The following is a 16,643-nucleotide window of genomic DNA, read 5'->3' as shown; positions in this document are numbered from 1 at the left end:
AAGCTTGTCCCGCTGCCAGATCGACATACAATTTTTAGGTCGCGACGGATCATTTTTATGGGCCAAAGCTTCGGAGCTTGCTATAGTCTTCCGTCTGATCCGCACGGATCGCTCGCCAATGTTATTTGACTGAATCTTGGGGGGCTGCCTTGAAATTTGTCGCTACCAAGCTTGTGGGCGCGTTCATCCTTGATCTCGAACGCAGGGAGGATGAACGAGGCTTCTTCGCACGGACCTTCTGCCAGAACGAATTCCAAGCTCATGGCCTCAAGCCGACGATCGCGCAGGCCAATCTCGCCTCGAACATCCGCAAGGGCACGTTGCGGGGCATGCATTTCCAGTATCCTCCGGCGGCAGAGACCAAGCTCGTGCGATGCACGCGCGGGTCAATCCTTGACATTATCGTCGACTTGCGCCCGGAGAGCCCCACATTCCTGGAACATATTGAAGTTGAACTGAGCCAGAAGAACGGCCGCGCGCTCTACGTGCCGGAACGCTTCGCGCATGGTTATCAGGCGCTCGAAGATGAGACGGACACGAGCTATCAGGTCGGCGAATTCTATGCGCCGAGCGCTGAAGGCGGGCTCATGTACAACGATCCGCGCCTGGGTCTGACATGGCCTCTGCCCGTGACGGTCATCTCGCCCAAAGATCAAGCTTTTGCGCCGTTCGATGTGGTCGAAGCGGAGCTGAAAGCCAGGATGAGCTCCAAGCCAGTGTCGGTGGCCGGCTGACGAAACAGGGGTAGAGCGCCATGCTGATTGTCGATACGGCCCTGAAGAAGCGCGCGGAAGAGAACAACCCGATCCGTGTCGGCATTCTCGGCGCGGGATTCATGTGCCAGGGGCTCACGAACCAGATCGCGCATTCCGTGCCGGGCATGCGCGTGGCGGCGATCTCCAATCGCCGCCCGGAGCGGGCTCTGAACGTTCTTGCCTATGCCGGGTTCGAGGACATCAAGCTATCCGGCAGCCAAACGGAGTTGGACGAGACCATCCGCTCCGGTAAGCCGGCGGCAACGGAAGATGCCATGCTGTTGGCGCGCTCTCCGGAGATCGATGTGCTGGTCGATACGACAGGCTCGGTCGAGTTCGGCGCGCACCTCGTGCTGGAAGCCTTCAGGCACGGTAAAGACGTGGTGCTGATGAACGCCGAGATCGACGCCACCATCGGGCCGATCCTGCGGATTCACGCGCACAGATATGGACGCATCCTTTCTGCTTGCGACGGCGACGAACCGGGCGTGCAGATGAACCTGGTTCGCTGGGTGCGGGGCTTGGGTCTGACGCCCCGCCTCGTCGGCAACATCAAGGGCCTGCAGGATCCCTATCGCACCCCGACCACCCAAAAAGGCTGGGCGGAGCGCTGGGGACAGAATGCGGCGATGGTGACGAGCTTCGCCGACGGCTCCAAGATCAGCTTTGAGCAGTCCATCGTCGCCAACGCGACCGGCTTCAAGGTGCTTCAACGGGGCATGTCGCGCGGGCGCGAGTACCGCGACGATGTCATGGCCATCGGCAAGCTCTACGACATCGACCAGTTGCGAGAGATGGGCGGCGCCGTCGACTATGTCGTCGGTACCCCCCTCACCAAAGTCTTCGTGCTGGCGGAGCACCCTGATCCAAAGCAGCAGCACTACCTCAATCTCTACAAGATGGGTGAAGGGCCGCTCTATTCATTCTTCACGCCTTACCACCTCGTGCATTTCGAGACACCGCTATCGATTGCGCGCGTGGTGCTGTTCCGAGATGAATTGGCGCCGCCGCTCGGAGGTCCGGTGGTCGAGGTTTGCGCGGTCGCCAAGCGCGACCTCAGCGCTGGCGAGACGCTCGACGACTACGGCATGTACATGACCTACGGCGAAGCGGTGAATGTCGAGGAAATGAGCGCCAAGCGCTATCTGCCCGAAGGTTTGGTTGCGGGTTGCCGCCTCACTCGCGACGTCGCGAAGGACGAGGTTCTGACATATGGCGACGTCATCCTGCCGCCCGGGCGACTCGCCGACACGCTTCGCGCCGAGCAATACCGCCATTTCCGCGGCGAGACCTGGCTCGAAGATCTGCTCAAGGTCGCTGCGTGATCTCAGCCGGCCGGCCCGCGTCGTAAAAGGCGCGCATAGGCGCTGTTGAGCGTGTGAAGGCCGCGGCTTCGCAGGCGTCGATACACCGGAAGGTGCGACACTGCGAGGGCACAAACCCCTGCGTAAAGCAGCCCGGCCGCCGCAATAGCTGCCAGCGCCGGCGCGGTCGAGAGAACGGCGACCACCAGCGAGAGCGCGAAGCCGATTGCGGCTCCGGTCAGCGTCGGCACGGCGATCACAGCGAGGATATCGAAAATGGTGATGTTCGTCTGATAGATGGCCATGAACATCGAAGGAAAGAACGCGACGTAACGCGAAATGCTGTAACACAGCGCTACGCCCACGGCGCCGTATGGAAGCCCTATCAAGAACGATGTGACATAGATCGGGACACCGATCAGGCTCCAATAGAACATTCGGTCGGTTCGACCGGTCGAGATATAGAGCCAGCCGGTCGCGCTCATCGGAACAGAGGCCAGCATGCCGAGCACCAAACAGCTGAAGATCAGCTTCACAGGTTGCCATTGCGGGCCGAGCACGATGTCAACGATGGGCGACGCGCCTCCATAAAGCATGCCAGCCATCCCGGCGCCTACGAAGGTGATGACGCCTAATGCGTCGAGATAGGCTTCGCGCCACCTTGCAGGCTCGCGATGTAGCCGGCTCAACGCCGGGATCATGGCAGAGCCTAGCGGCCCGCTCAGAAAGTTGAGCGGCATCATGAGTAGATTGTACGCGCGCGAATAGAAACCGAGTTCGACCGAGCCCCAGCGTGCGCCGATCAGGATATTGTCAAGCTGCTGATGGAAGTAGTTCAGGATCATCGCGCCAGTCAGGTGAAAGCCGAACTTGAGTGATGATTTCGCGGCCGACCAATCTTTCACAATGCTTGGTCGCCACGGGCAAAGGATCCAGACTGCCGCTGTCGTTGTAAACGCCGTCACCCACGATTGAATGACGAGCGCCCAATAGCCGGCGGCGAACAGCTTAGCCGCGATAACAGCAACCACGAGGCTGATCGCAAGGCCGCTGAGCGAGGCGATCTGAAGATCGAGCCAACGCATATTGCGGGTTAGCAGCGCGGTGTGCAGCGCACCGACCGCATAGATCGGGGCGTTCAGGCTGAGGCCCAGTACCACGAGCGGCAGGCGTCGGTCGTCGAAAAACCAAAGTGATGCTGGCGCAGCGGCCGCCGAGAGCAGGAACGCCAAAAACCCCATGCCGAAGGCGATCCACATCAAAGCGCTGGCTGTGTTCTGGTCGAGGTTCTCCTGCTGCACCGCCGCCGTCGCGACATTGAGTTCGGTCAGAACGATGATGAACGCCGTCACGGTGCTGCCCATCGCGACAAGGCCGAACTGGCTCGGCTCGAGCAGGCGTGCAAGCATGGCCGAGCCGGCGACCTGTAGCGCGAAACGAACAAGCTGGGCGCCTACCGCGATGGCTCCCCCGACGATCGTGCGTTTCCCGAGAGCGTCTCTCAGATGGTGGGGGGAAAGCACGCGCTCGTTGATGGCTGTCTGCGCCCGGGGATCGCGGTTGCCGATCAATAGCCTGCCCCCCTTATAACGCATGCCCTTTCGAAACGGCTGACGCCTACCGGATCAAATATTCGCTCAAGGAGTTATCAGATTGAGAAATACATGAAGATACGATACTCTGCGGTTGCGGGGTTTTGGTGTCAAGCGGCGTTTATATTTGGAAGGCAAGACCATGCGCAGGAATGGGCCTGGGACCATCGCTTTCTTCGGTCATTTCAACTCGACTAATTTTGGAAACGAATGTAGCCTTCAGGCCGCCTTATACAATCTTCGTCGGTTATACCCTGGTGCAAATTTTATTTGTATAACCGATGATCACGAGAACGCTACGAAAGCTGACGACGTTGAGGCAATTCCGGTCAACCAGGAGTTATTCAAGTTCTGGACACCTAAGACGTCGCTAGGACGAATCGTACGCAGGGTCGTCCTCGGGTTTCCTACCGAACTGCATCGATGCATTTCCGGAATTATGGTGCTGAGACGCGCGGAAATGTTGATCATCCCGGGAACGGGATTACTCACGGATGTCTTCGGGTTGGGGGGGTGCGGGCCCTACGGCCTTTTCAGATGGGCGGTGATCGCGAAGTTATGTGGATGCCGGCTGCTGTTTCTGAGTGTGGGCGCCGGGCCGCTCTATAGCCGACTTGGCCGGTTCTTTGTGAAGGCCGCTCTGTCCTTGGCCGATTTCCGCTCGTACCGAGAGATTTCGAGCCGCCAATACCTCGCGAGTATTGGGTTCAAGGCTAGCCACGATCCTGTCTACCCTGATCTCGCATTTAGCCTCCCGGTCCCGGCCTCGCGGCCGGACAAAAATAAGGCCCAGGAAATCGGTCTAGGAGTCATGACCTACGCTGGAAATTACAGCGTGCCCAATCCCAGCGCATCGACAGACCAGGACTATTGGGAGAAGTTGACTCGGTTCACCAGGTGGCTGATTTCGCAGGGTTACAACGTGAGGCCGCTTATAGGCGACACAGTGGACGTATCGGCCAGGGACCATTTTGTCCAGTCGTTGGGCGAAGACACGCAAGCACGAGGTGGAAACGCGATTATTGATGAGCCTGTTACTTCAGTGGAAAGCCTATTTTCGGCACTTCTTGTATCAGACTTTGTCGTGGCGACTCGCTTTCATAACGTCCTGTTGGCGTTGCTCGGCGGCAAGCCGGTCATTGCGATTTCATTCCATCACAAATGCGCATCGTTGATGGCCGCAATGGGCATGTCGGCATATTGTTTGGACATACACGGGCTGGATTCAGACACGCTCATCCAAACGTTTGAACTTTTGACGGCCGATGCCAGGGAGGTCAAAGCCCGAATCGCGCAAAAGGTGCTCGAGTTTCGTGGCGAGCTCGACGACCAATACAAGCGAGCGTTCGGCGTGCCGGCAGATGCGACGGCTCTACAAGATGCGACAGCTCTACAAACTGGATGATCTCGAGCTTCTCGGAACGGGGGATCTTATTCGTCGTCGTCCCCATCCGCAATCGTGCTTGGAGCATTTCCGCGTTTCTCCGGATCGCGGAAATGCTCCAAGTCATTGTTTTGGCGTATTTTCTTCACGCAAGCCGGTATCCGCTTCGCTCGAAAATGCTCTAGCAGGGTGCTGAAACGGGCGCCCGGAGAACGCTGCCGAGAGAGCGGGATCACGACGACCAGCCCGATGCCGAGGTTTTCCGAACCTTCCACCTTTCCCCGCCGGTCAGGTCGAAGGCGATGGGTGGCGTCGAAATCGGTCTTCAGATGGATCTTGATGGGAAAGCGGGACTGTCAGGATCGTCGCGGCCTCGTCGGTGCGGAGATGCCCACCGGTCCAAGGCGCTCTCTCGAAAGAAATCCAAATGTACCGAGCCTGATTGTCTTGCGCGCTGCCACTGAGATGAAGCGCAACAAGTTCGGAAACGAGATCTCCGATTCCAGGCCCATTACATACGAGTAAAACGCTCTTTTTGTGTGTCCGCCTTCAAAATTCAAATTTCCGATTTCATACCACTTTCGCGAGACCGCAGTTCTAACCGCGCCTTCCAGCCCGCGAGATTTGATGAATCCATCATAGGTTCTTGTGTATTCTTGGATCACTCGCTGGCTGTATTCGCAATTTTCGAGAAAGTTTTTTGTCAGGCCGCCCTGATGAATCCTGTATGTATGCAGGACTCGTGGGATGACATAAAATTCCGTATTCGCAGAGCACCGAAGCCAATAATCATAGTCCTCAGCTTGTTTGTAGTTTTCGTTGAACAACCCAACGGCTTCTACGCAACTCCTTCGGATTGTCACTCCATTGGTGCCGACGAAATTTACAGCGAGAAGCCACCTCAGTGAATCTTCGCGCGAAATCGGCTGCTCAAATGGAAAATGCGGAAACGCCACCCATTTGCTGAAATGTCGCTCAACATGCCCATCTTCATGGAGACGGTCAAAGTCGCTGCAGCAAAATCCGACCGCCTCATGTTCATCCAATATTTCCGCGTGAGCCTGCAATCTCTCATCGTGCCAATAATCATCCGGATCCAGAAACGTGATGTAGTCTCCGGAAGACGCCGTGATTGCGGTATTCCTGGCACTCGCTACGCCGCCGTTCGGTTGGTAAATATATCGAAGCTTTCCATCGAACGATGCTGCGGCCGCCTCGATCACGAAGCGACTGCTATCCGTCGATCCATCGTCCACGACAATCACTTCAAAGTCCTGAACCGTTTGCCTTTTGATGCTATCCAGCGCCTGCTGAATCAGGTGAGCGTTGTTGTAATTTGCTATCAGAACGCTGAATTTCGGCGAGCCCATCTCATTACCCCGAATATCTGCCCGCCTTTGAGCGCATGGATGCTTTTGTCGAAAAGATCTCGACAGATTCAATTTAGAATGCGCCGCGCCCGTTCCATCGCCACTCCGAAGAATCGGGTTGGCGTTTTCATCGTCCTCATGCATTTCTTTGCTGCTTCCAGGACGACTCGTCTTCTGTCCAGCGGAATCCCCAACGCTTGCAGCGCAGATTTATGGTAAGTCCAAAAAGCGTTGTTGCTCGGCCTGAGTGCGCTTGATCCCAGAAATTCATAATATTCAACGACAAGGTGGTGAAGTCTTTCGGCGAGCTCCGCCTCGGTCATGAAATTTCGACCATACGTCAAGCAGTCGCTTATCGCTGACGGGAGATAGGTATTGAGATTCTGGGCTATGGTCGTTTGCCGGACGTTGTGAACGCGCTCGTATGAAAGGATCTGGTGAACGAAGCCATAGTCGGCATCGGACAGCGCGCTGAAGCAAGCGCTTGTATCGGCTTCGGTGGAAGCGTTCGGATAGAATTCTTGAGTCCGGCGAACCAGATCCGACCGGTACATCGTCGATGTCGGATTGCCGAAAACACTCAGCTCTCCAAGGAGTTGCTTCCGGCAGACTTCGGTGCCCGGAAAGATAGATCTGAAAGGATCGAGCCCGACATTCCGCACCGTCTGGTCTTCGAAGTTGCAATTCATCTGGCCGCACAATTGGTAGGAGCCTACCAAGCCGACTCGTTGGTTCGCCTCTGCGAGCGCCACCATTTGTGCCAGGCATTCCGGAAAGATCAAATCGTCAGCGGAAACGACCTTGCAGTACTTGCTCCGCGGGTCTATCTCCCGGAATGCCCTGTTGTGGTTCGCGATGATCGGCAGCAAAGTATCATTGCTGCATATACGTATCCGCTCGTCTCTCTTGGCGTACTCGTTCGCCAATTCCAGGGTACGATCCGTGCTGGCATTGTTTATGATGATGTACTCGAAATTCTCATAAGATTGCGACAGAACGCTCTCGATGCAGTCCCTCAGATAGGCGGCTCCATTATAGACCGGCGTCAATACGCTAACCAAAGGGCCTTCGTTCGCTTTCATCGCCATTCCCATCGAGATTAAGCAGATATCGAACCTCTCATCACCGGCTGTTTGGCGTCTGTTAATTCCTCTCCCTCGAAAAGCCGGTCGATTTCGGCAGTCAATGCGGTCTGATCATGTATTTTGATCAGAAGGCCGATCGGATGGATTCACCCGAACGGCGTTTTCGAAAGCTCTCAAACTGCGCAGTGATTCCGCTGCCGTTCTCGCCGGAAAAATATGCCCGGGTATTTGCGGATATCTGGCGAGGCCCGTGCCGATGGTGCGAGGCTGTCGGCGCAAGGGATAGCGCGACAAGCGATGCTTGGGGCACCGTTCTTTGATCTCGCTCGGGACGATTGAGACCGCAGCGTCGTCGCCGACATTTCCTGTCCCGCAATGTCCGGGGCGCTCGATCCTTGGTCGCCGCAGCTTCGAGCCAACTGGCACTGCGCTCGGCCACGGTGCTTTCATCATCTCCGGATTTGAGATCGCATGATGCGCGCGGCCCGATATCACGTCACGCATGCTGCCAGCCCCCGGGAATTCTAAATAATCAACGGCAGGGGATCGCCACTGTTCCCAAGCAAACCGAGGAGGAGGCAAGGGGAGGGTGCCGTTAAGTTGTTGGCCGCTGGATGGAATTCATGGTTGGTTGCACGGTATCGGAGACAGGCTGTCTACGGTGGGCGGCCTTGTCTTGAGGCCACCGACTGCTGTTCGATTGCTCTGGTGGCCAGAAGAGCGTCATCGGTTAAACTTCCAGAGCGGGAGACCGGGCAAGGCGATTCCGCGGAATTCCGGTCGCCAAGGCGGCCCAAAACGATGCGTTGCTTGATGTCGGAGACGAAGTTCGCCAGCCCGATCTTCTTCGTCGCTCGACGAGCCTGACCGTACCGATCAACTGCTCCATCCGTGTCCCCGTGCGGCGCGTCCATGCTCGGTGCGGCAGCAAGGCGAGGGGGCGTGCGAGAGCGGTCTGCCGATCAGCCGAGCCCTGCGGCTTCATGTGCGTGCTGTTGGCGATGCCCCTTGCGATGCTGGAGCGCGAGTGCCGCAGAGCTTGATGCCCCCCGCCTCGGAGACCACTCTGCCCCGTTACTTGGCCAGGAAGGGTAAAGTTGAGCCGGAGTAGCCGAGCCGCTGAACAACGGCTTCTTCGAGCTGGCCGAGCGGCGCTTCATCCGCTCAAGCGGCGCTCTTGAAACCTAATTTTCTCGGGTCGATTCCAAGGCTCTTTGCCGTCTGCAGCACGTCAGAAATGACGGCCTTGTGCGTGGTCGAGCGCAACAGCACCACGACATAGGTTACCGAGAACAGTGCGACCACCAGAGCAAGGCGAACAAAGGGAGGCGCCGCAGCCAATAATTCGACCTTTACGGTATAGGATATGATCCCTGCGATGACGCTTGCAGTAAGGGCTCCGCGCAGGCCGGTGAAAACGTCCCTAAAATGGATTCCTGTCCCGCGAAGGGCCCACGCTGTCACGGGCGCAGCCTTCAGCAGCATGATGGCAGAGTAAGACAAAGCGACGCCGTTCGGCCCATAAGGCAACCCGGCCATCACTGCCAACAACAACAAGGGAGCCGAAATCAGTGCGATCTTCAGGCCTCTGTCGGCCATTCCAAGTGCGCTCAACAGCCATCCGATTGGGCTATTGATTGCGAACACCAAGACGGCTGGAGTCAGAAGCCGGAATATCGGGACGACCGCACTCCAGTTTGGACCGAGGAGTATTGCGATCACATCATCGGCGAATAGCGCACAAGCTGTCGTGATCGGTAGAGTCAGTGCGACGACACACGTATAGATCTGCAAAAACGAGCGCCGGAGCCGAGCCGCATCTCGTTTAACCTTCGATAGGGCGTTGAAAGCTACTTCGCCTATGGCATTGTTCAATGTATCGATCGGAAACGATATCAAATAGCTGCCGCGTCCGTACAATCCAATTGCTTCCTCGCCCCAGAATTTGCCAATCAGGACCTTCTGCAGGTTGTTTGCGATGTAAGTGACCGCGCTGGTGAGCGTCATGGCTCTCCCGAAGCGTAGCATCGGCGCGATCTGGGTGCTGAAACGCGGGCGCGTTGGAAACCATCTTGTACTGCACCACAACCCGATCGTCGCGACGAGCGGCTGCAGGACGATCATGAACGCCAAAGCGTAATATCCGTACCCGATCAAGGCGAGATAGATCGCCGCGGCAGTACTGATAAACTCGGAGCTAATATCAATGAGCGCTGACGTCCCGTAGCGCATCTGTCGGGACAAGAGTGCTCCATGTTGTATGCCGGCCCCCGAAAATATGAATCCGGTTCCGATAATAATCGTTACAGAGATAAGATTTGGATCGCCATAGAAGAGTGCAATTGCGGGTGAGAGCGCTATGCATAAAATAAAAAGAACGAATCCAATAAGAAGAACGATCCAGAAAAGCGTCGAAGATTGGTCGAGGGAGATCGAATCGCATTGGATTGTGGCGTGATAGAGCCCTAAGCTGCTGAAAAGACCTAGAAAGCCAGTAAAGGTCGTTGCCATCGCGATCAAGCCATAATCGCTTGGTGCCAGCAGGCGCGCCAAAATCATTGTCGATAATATTTTAATAAGAACGCGCCCAACTTGACCGCTTACATTTGCGAGCCCGGCATGGACAGATTTTCCCCGAAGGTTTTCCATTATGAACCGATGGCCCCTTTAGTCCCTTTTTGTTAACTCGACGCGTGACGACGAGTTCGATCATTCCCGGGCTGCGCGGTTTGTTTGGGCGCATTCATTCTGCGAGAGCGAAGGTGGCGTTCAAGGCTGCCGCCGCGACGGCCAGGGAGATCTGTCAGGACGAGCTGAACAAGGCGGTGCAGGAGGGTGTCGATGCGCGCTGGATCTTGATGATCGGTGGCAAGATCCGGCATCTGTCGGGCGGAACGACCCCGTCGCAGATCCCTTGCTACAAATCCATATCGCGATCGACCGGCACTTCGGCTTCATTCGGCAAAGCACGATAGTCTCGGCCTTCCAGGTGGGCGGGCGGATGCTGCGGCGGCTGGTGACGACATGGAGCACCTCCTCTGACAAGAGACAATCGAGGGGAACCGAACGGGCAAATGCGCAACTGGTTGCGTGTTTGAAGGCTCACACCTCTGGGTCGTCGTTGCCAATTTTGCGGTCGAGCTTGGTGTGACGCTTGGCCTTGTCCGCTAGAACACGCTGACTTTTAGCGGAAACGGCCCCGTCATTCCGGACAAGCCGCGAAGCGGCGCCGATCCGGAATCCATCATAGGGCTCGGCAGTCTACGATGGATCCCGGGTCAAGCCCGGGATGACGGCGTGTTTCTGCGTAAAATCAGCAGGCTCTAGCAATCGCTCATTTTAATAGTATGATATTGCGGCGTCAATGATATCGTTGATTCTATCGAGTAGATTGCGCGATTCTTGAAAGTAATATTCAATGCTTTAAACAATTTAATGTATTTAATAGTTTAACTATACTTGATTTATTGTGGTAATGTGTATTATAGATTTATAATTAAGTATTAAAATTTGGAATGATATTTTTGTTATCGGTCAGGTCGATGCGGTGATTTGTGTCAAAGTGAGCGTATGCTGATGCTGACGATTGATCTTGTAACTCGGGTGGTTATCGCCCTTCGACGGACAAGCCCCAATCGCTCAGGGCGCGAGTGAGGAGCGCCTTTCCGGGGCGCGCCAGTTCCATCGTCAAAATATAAGAAGGCTCGCCTCGCAGCCTGACCGGGACGTCGATCCACTGCCCCCGAAGCAGGGCCGAAGCGATGTTTTGAAGAGCCTGAGGCTCGGCTGCCGGAACGAATGCGGTTTCTCCGTCGCCCTGCCTGCGGCTGACCATGTCCATCGGCTCGCCCGAGCGGTCGCCGGTTCTCCGCATGCGAGGAACGCCGAACTCCGCGCCGCGTTCGCCGGTAAGCTTGACGAGGATCATCAGGCCCTTGCCAGCCTCTTCGGGAATCAGCACCAGATTCAAGGCGACCTTGCTGTCCTTGAGGATGAGATCGGCGCGGACGCGGGAGATGCGCGCGCCCGGCTCGAACACGGGAGGCACCGCCGCCCAGGTGACCAAACCGCTCTTCACCGTAGGCTGCCCGAGATCGTCGCTGTTATCCTCGATCAGCCCGCCGCGAACCGTGCTGCCCAGCGCGGCCTGCTTGACGGTGGCGGAGTCCCTTTCGGTCTCTTCCTTCTCCGGAGAGGCGTAGAGGCCGTTCAGGTAGAGCGGGAAGCGCTGGACGAAGCGCGCCTGGCCGAACCGCGTGTAGAGCTCGCTGTCGCGCCCGCCGGGGGCGACCAGGCCATTGACCGGCTGCGACTGAAACAGTTCGGGGCGAAAAAAGATCGTCGAAACCCCGCATTTCTTCAAAGCCTCGGAGAGGTCCTTCTCCATCATGCTGAGAATGTGGCAGCGCAATTGGCTCGAATGGACTCTCGTGTCCTCGGCCGCGGCCGGCGCAGCCGCAGCGAATGCCAGCCCGAGACATGCAGCGAAAGTCGCCTGGCGACACAGGCTGGTCGATATCCACCCAAGCTTCGTCATGGAGATTGCCGGGCCATCGCTCTTTGTCTCACACCCCAGACGATCCTTGTAGCATCGACCTCAATGAAAATCCGTCCTGCCGGCTCTGCCGCGTCTATCGGCTAGACTCCGCCAGCCTTTTCATTGAGGAGGCGCAAGACTTTCTCCGCCGGCCCATCAGCGACAACCCTTCCGCCGTCGACGACGACAACGCGCGACACCAGGGCCAGGACCGCGTTGCGATGCGTTGTCACGATCAGGGTCTGATCAGGCGCCAGCGCCTCCTTGAACCTCGTGACGAACTGCCGTTCGGTGGCGGTGTCCATCGAACTGGTCGGATCGTCCAGGAAAATGATGCGCCCGGAAGATAGCAGGGCCCGGGCCAGACCAAGAATCTGCCGCTGCCCGCTCGACAGCTGCTGGCCGCGCTCCCCGACCTGACGCTCGAAGCCGGCAGGGTGTGATTGAACGAAGTCCGCCAAGCCCGATAGCCTGGCGACCGTGAGCAGTTCCGCATCCGAGGCGTCGGGCTTCGACAAGCGAAGATTCTGCCGCACGCTGCCATTGAAGACTTGGGTGTCGTGCGTCACCACATTGATCGCGGTCCGGATTTCCTGCGGATGATACTGGCGGATGTCGACGCCGTCGATCAGCAGCTCTCCGGCGTCAAGTTGGTAGAGACGTGCCAGAAGCCGGCCGACGGTGGTCTTGCCGGCGCCGATGCGGCCGAGAATGGCCACCCGTTCGCCCGGATGGATCTTGACGCTGAAATTGCTCAGGACCGGGCGGGCCTGCCCGGCATAGGTGAAGCCCGCGCCGCGGAACTCGACCTCGCCGTGCTCGACCGAGCGGGACACCAGCATCCGGCCCTCACTGCGCTCATCCGGCAGTTTCATGATCGCATCGAGGCTGTGGTAGGCGCTGACCGCCTGGCGGACACGCGACAGCATCAGCGCGATCTGGCCGAGGGGAGCGACGGCGCGGCTGCCGAGCATGGCCGAGGCGATGATGCCACCGGTCGTGATCATGCCGAGATCGAAGAGATAGGCGCCCACGACGATGGTGACCACCGTGACCATGTTCTGGAGCAGATAGGACAGGTTCGCCGCGAAGGCGGCGTAGTTCTTGATCCGATGGGTCGTGTTGGTCGCAACCGTGGTGATGTCGCGCCAGCGCCTCAGGAAGATGCCTTCCGCGCGCACGGCCTTGATCGTCTCGAGGCCGGAAACGATCTCGACCATCAGTGATTGCCGATGGGAGCTGGATTTGTCGGCGCGGCTGATTTCCGCCGCGATCAGGCGTTGCACGACAAAGCCGAGCAGGATGAGCGCCGCGATCGCGATCAGTGGAAACAGTGCCAGATAGGGGCTGATCGCGATGATCACGATCAGGAAGACGAAGGCGAAGATGAAATCGACGAAGTAGATGACGGTGTTCGAGCCGATGAACTCGCGCAGGAACTCGTATTCGGAAATCCGCTGAACGGTGACCCCGGTGGTCGGTGTGTTGGCCTGCAGCGTCGTGTTCATGATCCTTTCGATCAGGAGACTCGAAATCCGGATATCGAGCTGTCGCGCCATATGGTCGACCAGGAACGCTCGCGCGGATCGCAGCAGCACATCGAACAGCATCGCTATGGCCGTGCCGATGGCCAGAACCCACAAGGTCGAAATCGCCTTGTTGGGCAGGACGCGGTCATAGACATTCATGGTGAAAAGCGGGCTGACGAGCGCCAGCAAATTCACGAAGGCGGAGGCGAAGAAGGCCTCGAAGTAGCTGCGCCAATGCGGCCGTACCGCGGCCAGCAACCAGTTGCGGTCGACATCAGGGGAGCCCTCGCCAGCCGGGTCGGTTGCCGTCAACTGCGGCGAGAAGCGCAGGATATCGCCGCCGTCGGCACTTCTGAGCGCCTCCAATGGAACCGTCGCCACCGAACGCATTCCGGGCGAATAGATCTGGATCCGCGCCTTGTCCTCGTCGAGCGAGAGGACGAGAACGGGCATGGCTTGCTGCAGCCAGACGATGGCCGGAAAGTCGGTCTCGACTGGTGCGCCGACATCGAAACGCACCCAGTCGGCACGCAGGCCAATGCGCTCGGCGGCCCGGATCAAATGTTCCGGCGTGAGTCCCTCTCCTCCGTCTCCGACGGGCAAGCCGGCCGTCAGAACGGTCGCGGCGGTCGGGCGCTCGAAATGGGTGCTCAATTGAACGAGGCAGAGCAGCAACGGATCGTCATTGCCACCTGCCAAGGGACGCAACGAGGGAGACGCCTGCGCCTCTCCCTCATGTGGCACTGGGGTGCCGTGCATCGTATTTTGACTTTCGGCCAAGCTTTACAGCGCCGGCGGTGGCACGCCCAGGCGCCCCTTATTGGGCGAATAGCGCGGCAGGGTTTCGGCATCGGCCCTCGGTGGGACACCGGCTTCCGTACGCGCATAGACCTCCGCCTGCTTCGGCGGGCGCAGGCCGAAGGACTCGACCAGTTGCCCGGTCGATGCCAGGATTCGGTACTCGGCAAAGCGGGCGGCCATCAGCGAGGTCTCGTGCAGAACCTTGGCGTTGTAGCGCGTGTTCTGCGCGTCCAGAAGGTCGAGAAGCGAGCGGCGCCCGACCTGGAATTGATCGGAATAGGCCGACACGATCCGGTCGCCGATGCTGGCCTGCTGGCCAAGCACGCCGGACAGTTCACTCTGCCGTAGCCGCCGCTCGAACGAGAGCTTCACGGCTTCGCGAACCTCGCGCAGAATCTGGTCGCGATTGAACTGAGCCTCGGCAACGCGCCGCGTCTGCTCCTGGATCGCGGCCTGGTCGATGCCGCCATTGTAGAGGTTCATCCGCATCACCGCGCGGGCCTGCAGATCGTTGGTGCGCCCTTCCACGCCGTCGATATCCCGGCCCGCGCGCGCACGCCCTTCCAGGAAGATCTCGGGAAGCATCTTGCCCCGCGCCTTCTTCACCAGGGCGTTCGCAGCATCGATATCAGCATTGGCGATATGGATGCGGGGGTTGTTGCGAACCGCGAGCACGAGCCCGCTCTCGATCGACTTCGGCAACCGGCTTGCCATCGAGGGCGGCATCCCTCCCTTGACATAGGGTTTTCCGACCAGGCGCTGCAGGCGTATCTTGGCTTCGTCGAGATTCTGCCTCGCCTCGACGGCGCGTGCACGGGCCGCGAACACGCGCTCTTCACCCTGTTTCAGATCGGCATCGGTGAGCGAGCCGCTGCTCACATTGCCGCGGATGCGCTGCACGGTATCCTGCAGATAGCCGATATTCTCCGCAGCCAGCCCGACCAGCCGCTCCTGCAGAAGAATGTCGTAATATTCGCGCGCAACCTCGAGCGCCAGAAACTCCGACCGCTCCAGAACGCGAAGCGAGGCACCGTCCACGCGCGACGCCTGCCGCTCGACCTCGGCATCCGTCGTGAAGCCGTCGAACAGCCGCCATGTTCCGACCACGCCGACTTCGACCGGAGAATAGCCGGTCGCGTCGCGCCCGCCGCCGTTCAGCCGGTCGACGGCGTTGCGCTTCCTGTCCAGGTCTCGGCTGCCAGCCGACGCCTCTGCATCGATTCGCGGCATGTAGAGGCCGCGGGCCTGGCGCAGCTCGAATTCGATCGCCTCGCGGTTCTCGATTGCCGCACCGATCTGCGGATTCGAATCGATCGTCGTCGCGATAGCCTCACGCAAGGTAAGTGCCGTCGACGGGCTCGTCGCCAGTACCGGCAGAGTGCAGGCAACGACCCCGCTCAGGAGCCTTGCCCGCAACCATGCGCTTCGCTTGCCAAAACTCACAGCCGCCCCCAAACCATCCCCAGACGAGCAATCTATGCTCTTTAAACCACGGCCGCGACGGAACCTGTATTTCGTCGCGCCCGCCTCTCGGCAATATTCAGTGGAAAAGCATAACCGAACCGTAACAATAACCGCAGTGCAACATTTCTATCGTGCTGAAATAATTAGATAATTTTAGCTTAATTAAGAAGAAGATTCGGACATGGAAAACCAAGCCTTAACCTCGGAACACGCCATCCTGGAACTACCTGACCATCGTCGCACGCATGCGGGCGTGATAGCACTCGCAGTTCCACAGGCGATCCGAGTCGACCTCGCGGTAGGATAGCATGCCCAGCGCGATGCCACAGGCGGTCCGGGACGCATATGCCCAGGTAATCCGCTCCGACCGGCTCGCCTCGGTCGAGATCTGCGTCGAAACGGATTGCGCGTCGACATAACGCGCCCGCACCTCTTCCTGAATGACCGAGAGATTCTGCTCCTGCGCCAGGGAGGAATGCCCCCAGGCCTGGCAGACAGCCGGACCGCCGCGTGTCCGGGGGAGCCCAGCCAAATCCGCAGCGTGAGCCGCGGCAGAAAGAAGGAGCGGAAAGACCGCGGCGCACACCAGAGGCAAGGCCCGCATTTGCTTCCTCGTCGAGAATTGTTCCAATCAAACAAGCCTAAAGGGGCGCATTGCCGCGCTCAAGCCGTTTCCGTAGCGTTCAGAGAAACAAACACGCTTTTGAATCGATCGTTACCAAAATGCGACAGCGTACCAGATGATATCCGCTGAAAAGCGGTCCGAAAATCTGCCGTCCGCTCAAAAAAGCAGGTCATATCCTCGGCGTGCCGACATCCTAA

General features: G+C 58.4%; 13 protein-coding genes. 4 read left to right on the top strand and 9 right to left on the bottom strand.

Translation table 11 applies throughout. From position 1 onward, the window contains the following. The first annotated feature begins 149 nt into the window (after window positions 1-149). Both rfbC and FQV39_RS17285 read left to right on the top strand, forming a co-directional pair. Complete coding sequence (gene rfbC, locus FQV39_RS17290) at window positions 150-734, top strand: dTDP-4-dehydrorhamnose 3,5-epimerase (RefSeq protein ID WP_149131417.1); 585 nt, start codon at window positions 150-152, stop codon at window positions 732-734. Window positions 735-754: 20 nt separating this feature from the next. After that, window positions 755-2,080, top strand: a complete 1,326-nt coding sequence (locus FQV39_RS17285) for an NAD(P)H-dependent oxidoreductase (protein ID WP_149131416.1) — start codon at window positions 755-757, stop codon at window positions 2,078-2,080. A gap of 2 nt (window positions 2,081-2,082) precedes the next feature. Here the strand turns inward: FQV39_RS17285 and FQV39_RS17280 are convergent, their stop codons facing one another. Continuing rightward, a complete protein-coding gene (locus FQV39_RS17280) occupies window positions 2,083-3,630 on the bottom strand; it encodes a lipopolysaccharide biosynthesis protein (RefSeq protein WP_187639965.1) in 1,548 nt (515 codons plus the stop codon). A gap of 163 nt (window positions 3,631-3,793) precedes the next feature. On the opposite strand from FQV39_RS17280, the gene FQV39_RS17275 reads away from it, so the two are divergent. Continuing rightward, a complete protein-coding gene (locus FQV39_RS17275) occupies window positions 3,794-5,056 on the top strand; it encodes a polysaccharide pyruvyl transferase family protein (protein WP_248313426.1) in 1,263 nt (420 codons plus the stop codon). Window positions 5,057-5,082: 26 nt separating this feature from the next. Here FQV39_RS17275 and FQV39_RS33200 read toward each other — a convergent pair whose 3' ends face one another. The 4 genes from FQV39_RS33200 to FQV39_RS17260 form a co-directional block, all read right to left on the bottom strand. Further along, on the bottom strand, window positions 5,083-5,310 hold the full coding sequence (locus FQV39_RS33200; RefSeq protein WP_187639964.1) for a hypothetical protein: 228 nt from the start codon (window positions 5,308-5,310) through the stop codon (window positions 5,083-5,085). An 81-nt stretch (window positions 5,311-5,391) separates the two neighbouring features. Next, complete coding sequence (locus tag FQV39_RS17270) at window positions 5,392-6,549, bottom strand: glycosyltransferase family 2 protein (protein ID WP_149131413.1); 1,158 nt, start codon at window positions 6,547-6,549, stop codon at window positions 5,392-5,394. Beyond that, window positions 6,474-7,487 carry a glycosyltransferase family 2 protein gene (locus tag FQV39_RS17265; RefSeq protein WP_187639963.1) on the bottom strand — a complete coding sequence of 338 codons (1,014 nt, stop codon included), beginning with the start codon at window positions 7,485-7,487 and terminating at the stop codon, window positions 6,474-6,476. The genes FQV39_RS17270 and FQV39_RS17265 overlap by 76 nt, the downstream gene beginning before the upstream one ends. 1,167 nt (window positions 7,488-8,654) lie before the next feature. Next, window positions 8,655-10,139 carry a lipopolysaccharide biosynthesis protein gene (locus tag FQV39_RS17260; protein ID WP_149131411.1) on the bottom strand — a complete coding sequence of 495 codons (1,485 nt, stop codon included), beginning with the start codon at window positions 10,137-10,139 and terminating at the stop codon, window positions 8,655-8,657. A gap of 113 nt (window positions 10,140-10,252) precedes the next feature. Here FQV39_RS17260 and FQV39_RS17255 point away from each other — a divergent pair, with 113 nt between their 5' ends. Beyond that, the gene (locus FQV39_RS17255; protein ID WP_149131410.1) at window positions 10,253-10,465 is read left to right on the top strand and encodes a hypothetical protein; all 213 of its coding nucleotides are present in this window, start codon (window positions 10,253-10,255) and stop codon (window positions 10,463-10,465) included. 632 nt (window positions 10,466-11,097) lie between these two features. Here the strand turns inward: FQV39_RS17255 and FQV39_RS17250 are convergent. The 4 genes from FQV39_RS17250 to FQV39_RS17235 all read right to left on the bottom strand — a co-directional run bounded on the left by FQV39_RS17250 (window position 11,098) and on the right by FQV39_RS17235 (window position 16,353). Next, window positions 11,098-11,877 carry a hypothetical protein gene (locus tag FQV39_RS17250; RefSeq protein WP_149131409.1) on the bottom strand — a complete coding sequence of 260 codons (780 nt, stop codon included), beginning with the start codon at window positions 11,875-11,877 and terminating at the stop codon, window positions 11,098-11,100. Between the two features lie 251 nt (window positions 11,878-12,128). Continuing rightward, a complete protein-coding gene (locus FQV39_RS17245) occupies window positions 12,129-14,264 on the bottom strand; it encodes a type I secretion system permease/ATPase (RefSeq protein ID WP_187639961.1) in 2,136 nt (711 codons plus the stop codon). Window positions 14,265-14,339: 75 nt separating this feature from the next. Next, window positions 14,340-15,695 carry a TolC family protein gene (locus tag FQV39_RS17240; RefSeq protein WP_248313049.1) on the bottom strand — a complete coding sequence of 452 codons (1,356 nt, stop codon included), beginning with the start codon at window positions 15,693-15,695 and terminating at the stop codon, window positions 14,340-14,342. A gap of 349 nt (window positions 15,696-16,044) precedes the next feature. Then, a complete protein-coding gene (locus FQV39_RS17235; RefSeq protein WP_149131406.1) occupies window positions 16,045-16,353 on the bottom strand; it encodes a hypothetical protein in 309 nt (102 codons plus the stop codon). Window positions 16,354-16,643 lie beyond the last annotated feature (290 nt).

This window comes from Bosea sp. F3-2 (genome assembly GCF_008253865.1).
GTDB lineage: Bacteria > Pseudomonadota > Alphaproteobacteria > Rhizobiales > Beijerinckiaceae > Allobosea.
Note: the sequence above shows the minus strand (reverse complement) of the source record. Positions and strands in the feature narration are given on the sequence as shown.

Bases quoted from the DNA above. Each gene is read 5' to 3' on its own strand.
- FQV39_RS17265 (WP_187639963.1), bottom strand. From the start codon at position 7,487: ATGAAAGCGAACGAAGGCCCTTTGGTTAGCGTATTGACGCCGGTCTAT.
- FQV39_RS17285 (WP_149131416.1), top strand. From the start codon at position 755: ATGCTGATTGTCGATACGGCCCTGAAGAAGCGCGCGGAAGAGAACAAC.
- FQV39_RS17260 (WP_149131411.1), bottom strand. From the start codon at position 10,139: ATGGAAAACCTTCGGGGAAAATCTGTCCATGCCGGGCTCGCAAATGTA.
- FQV39_RS17275 (WP_248313426.1), top strand. From the start codon at position 3,794: ATGCGCAGGAATGGGCCTGGGACCATCGCTTTCTTCGGTCATTTCAAC.
- FQV39_RS17270 (WP_149131413.1), bottom strand. From the start codon at position 6,549: ATGCATGAGGACGATGAAAACGCCAACCCGATTCTTCGGAGTGGCGAT.
- FQV39_RS17250 (WP_149131409.1), bottom strand. From the start codon at position 11,877: ATGGAGAAGGACCTCTCCGAGGCTTTGAAGAAATGCGGGGTTTCGACG.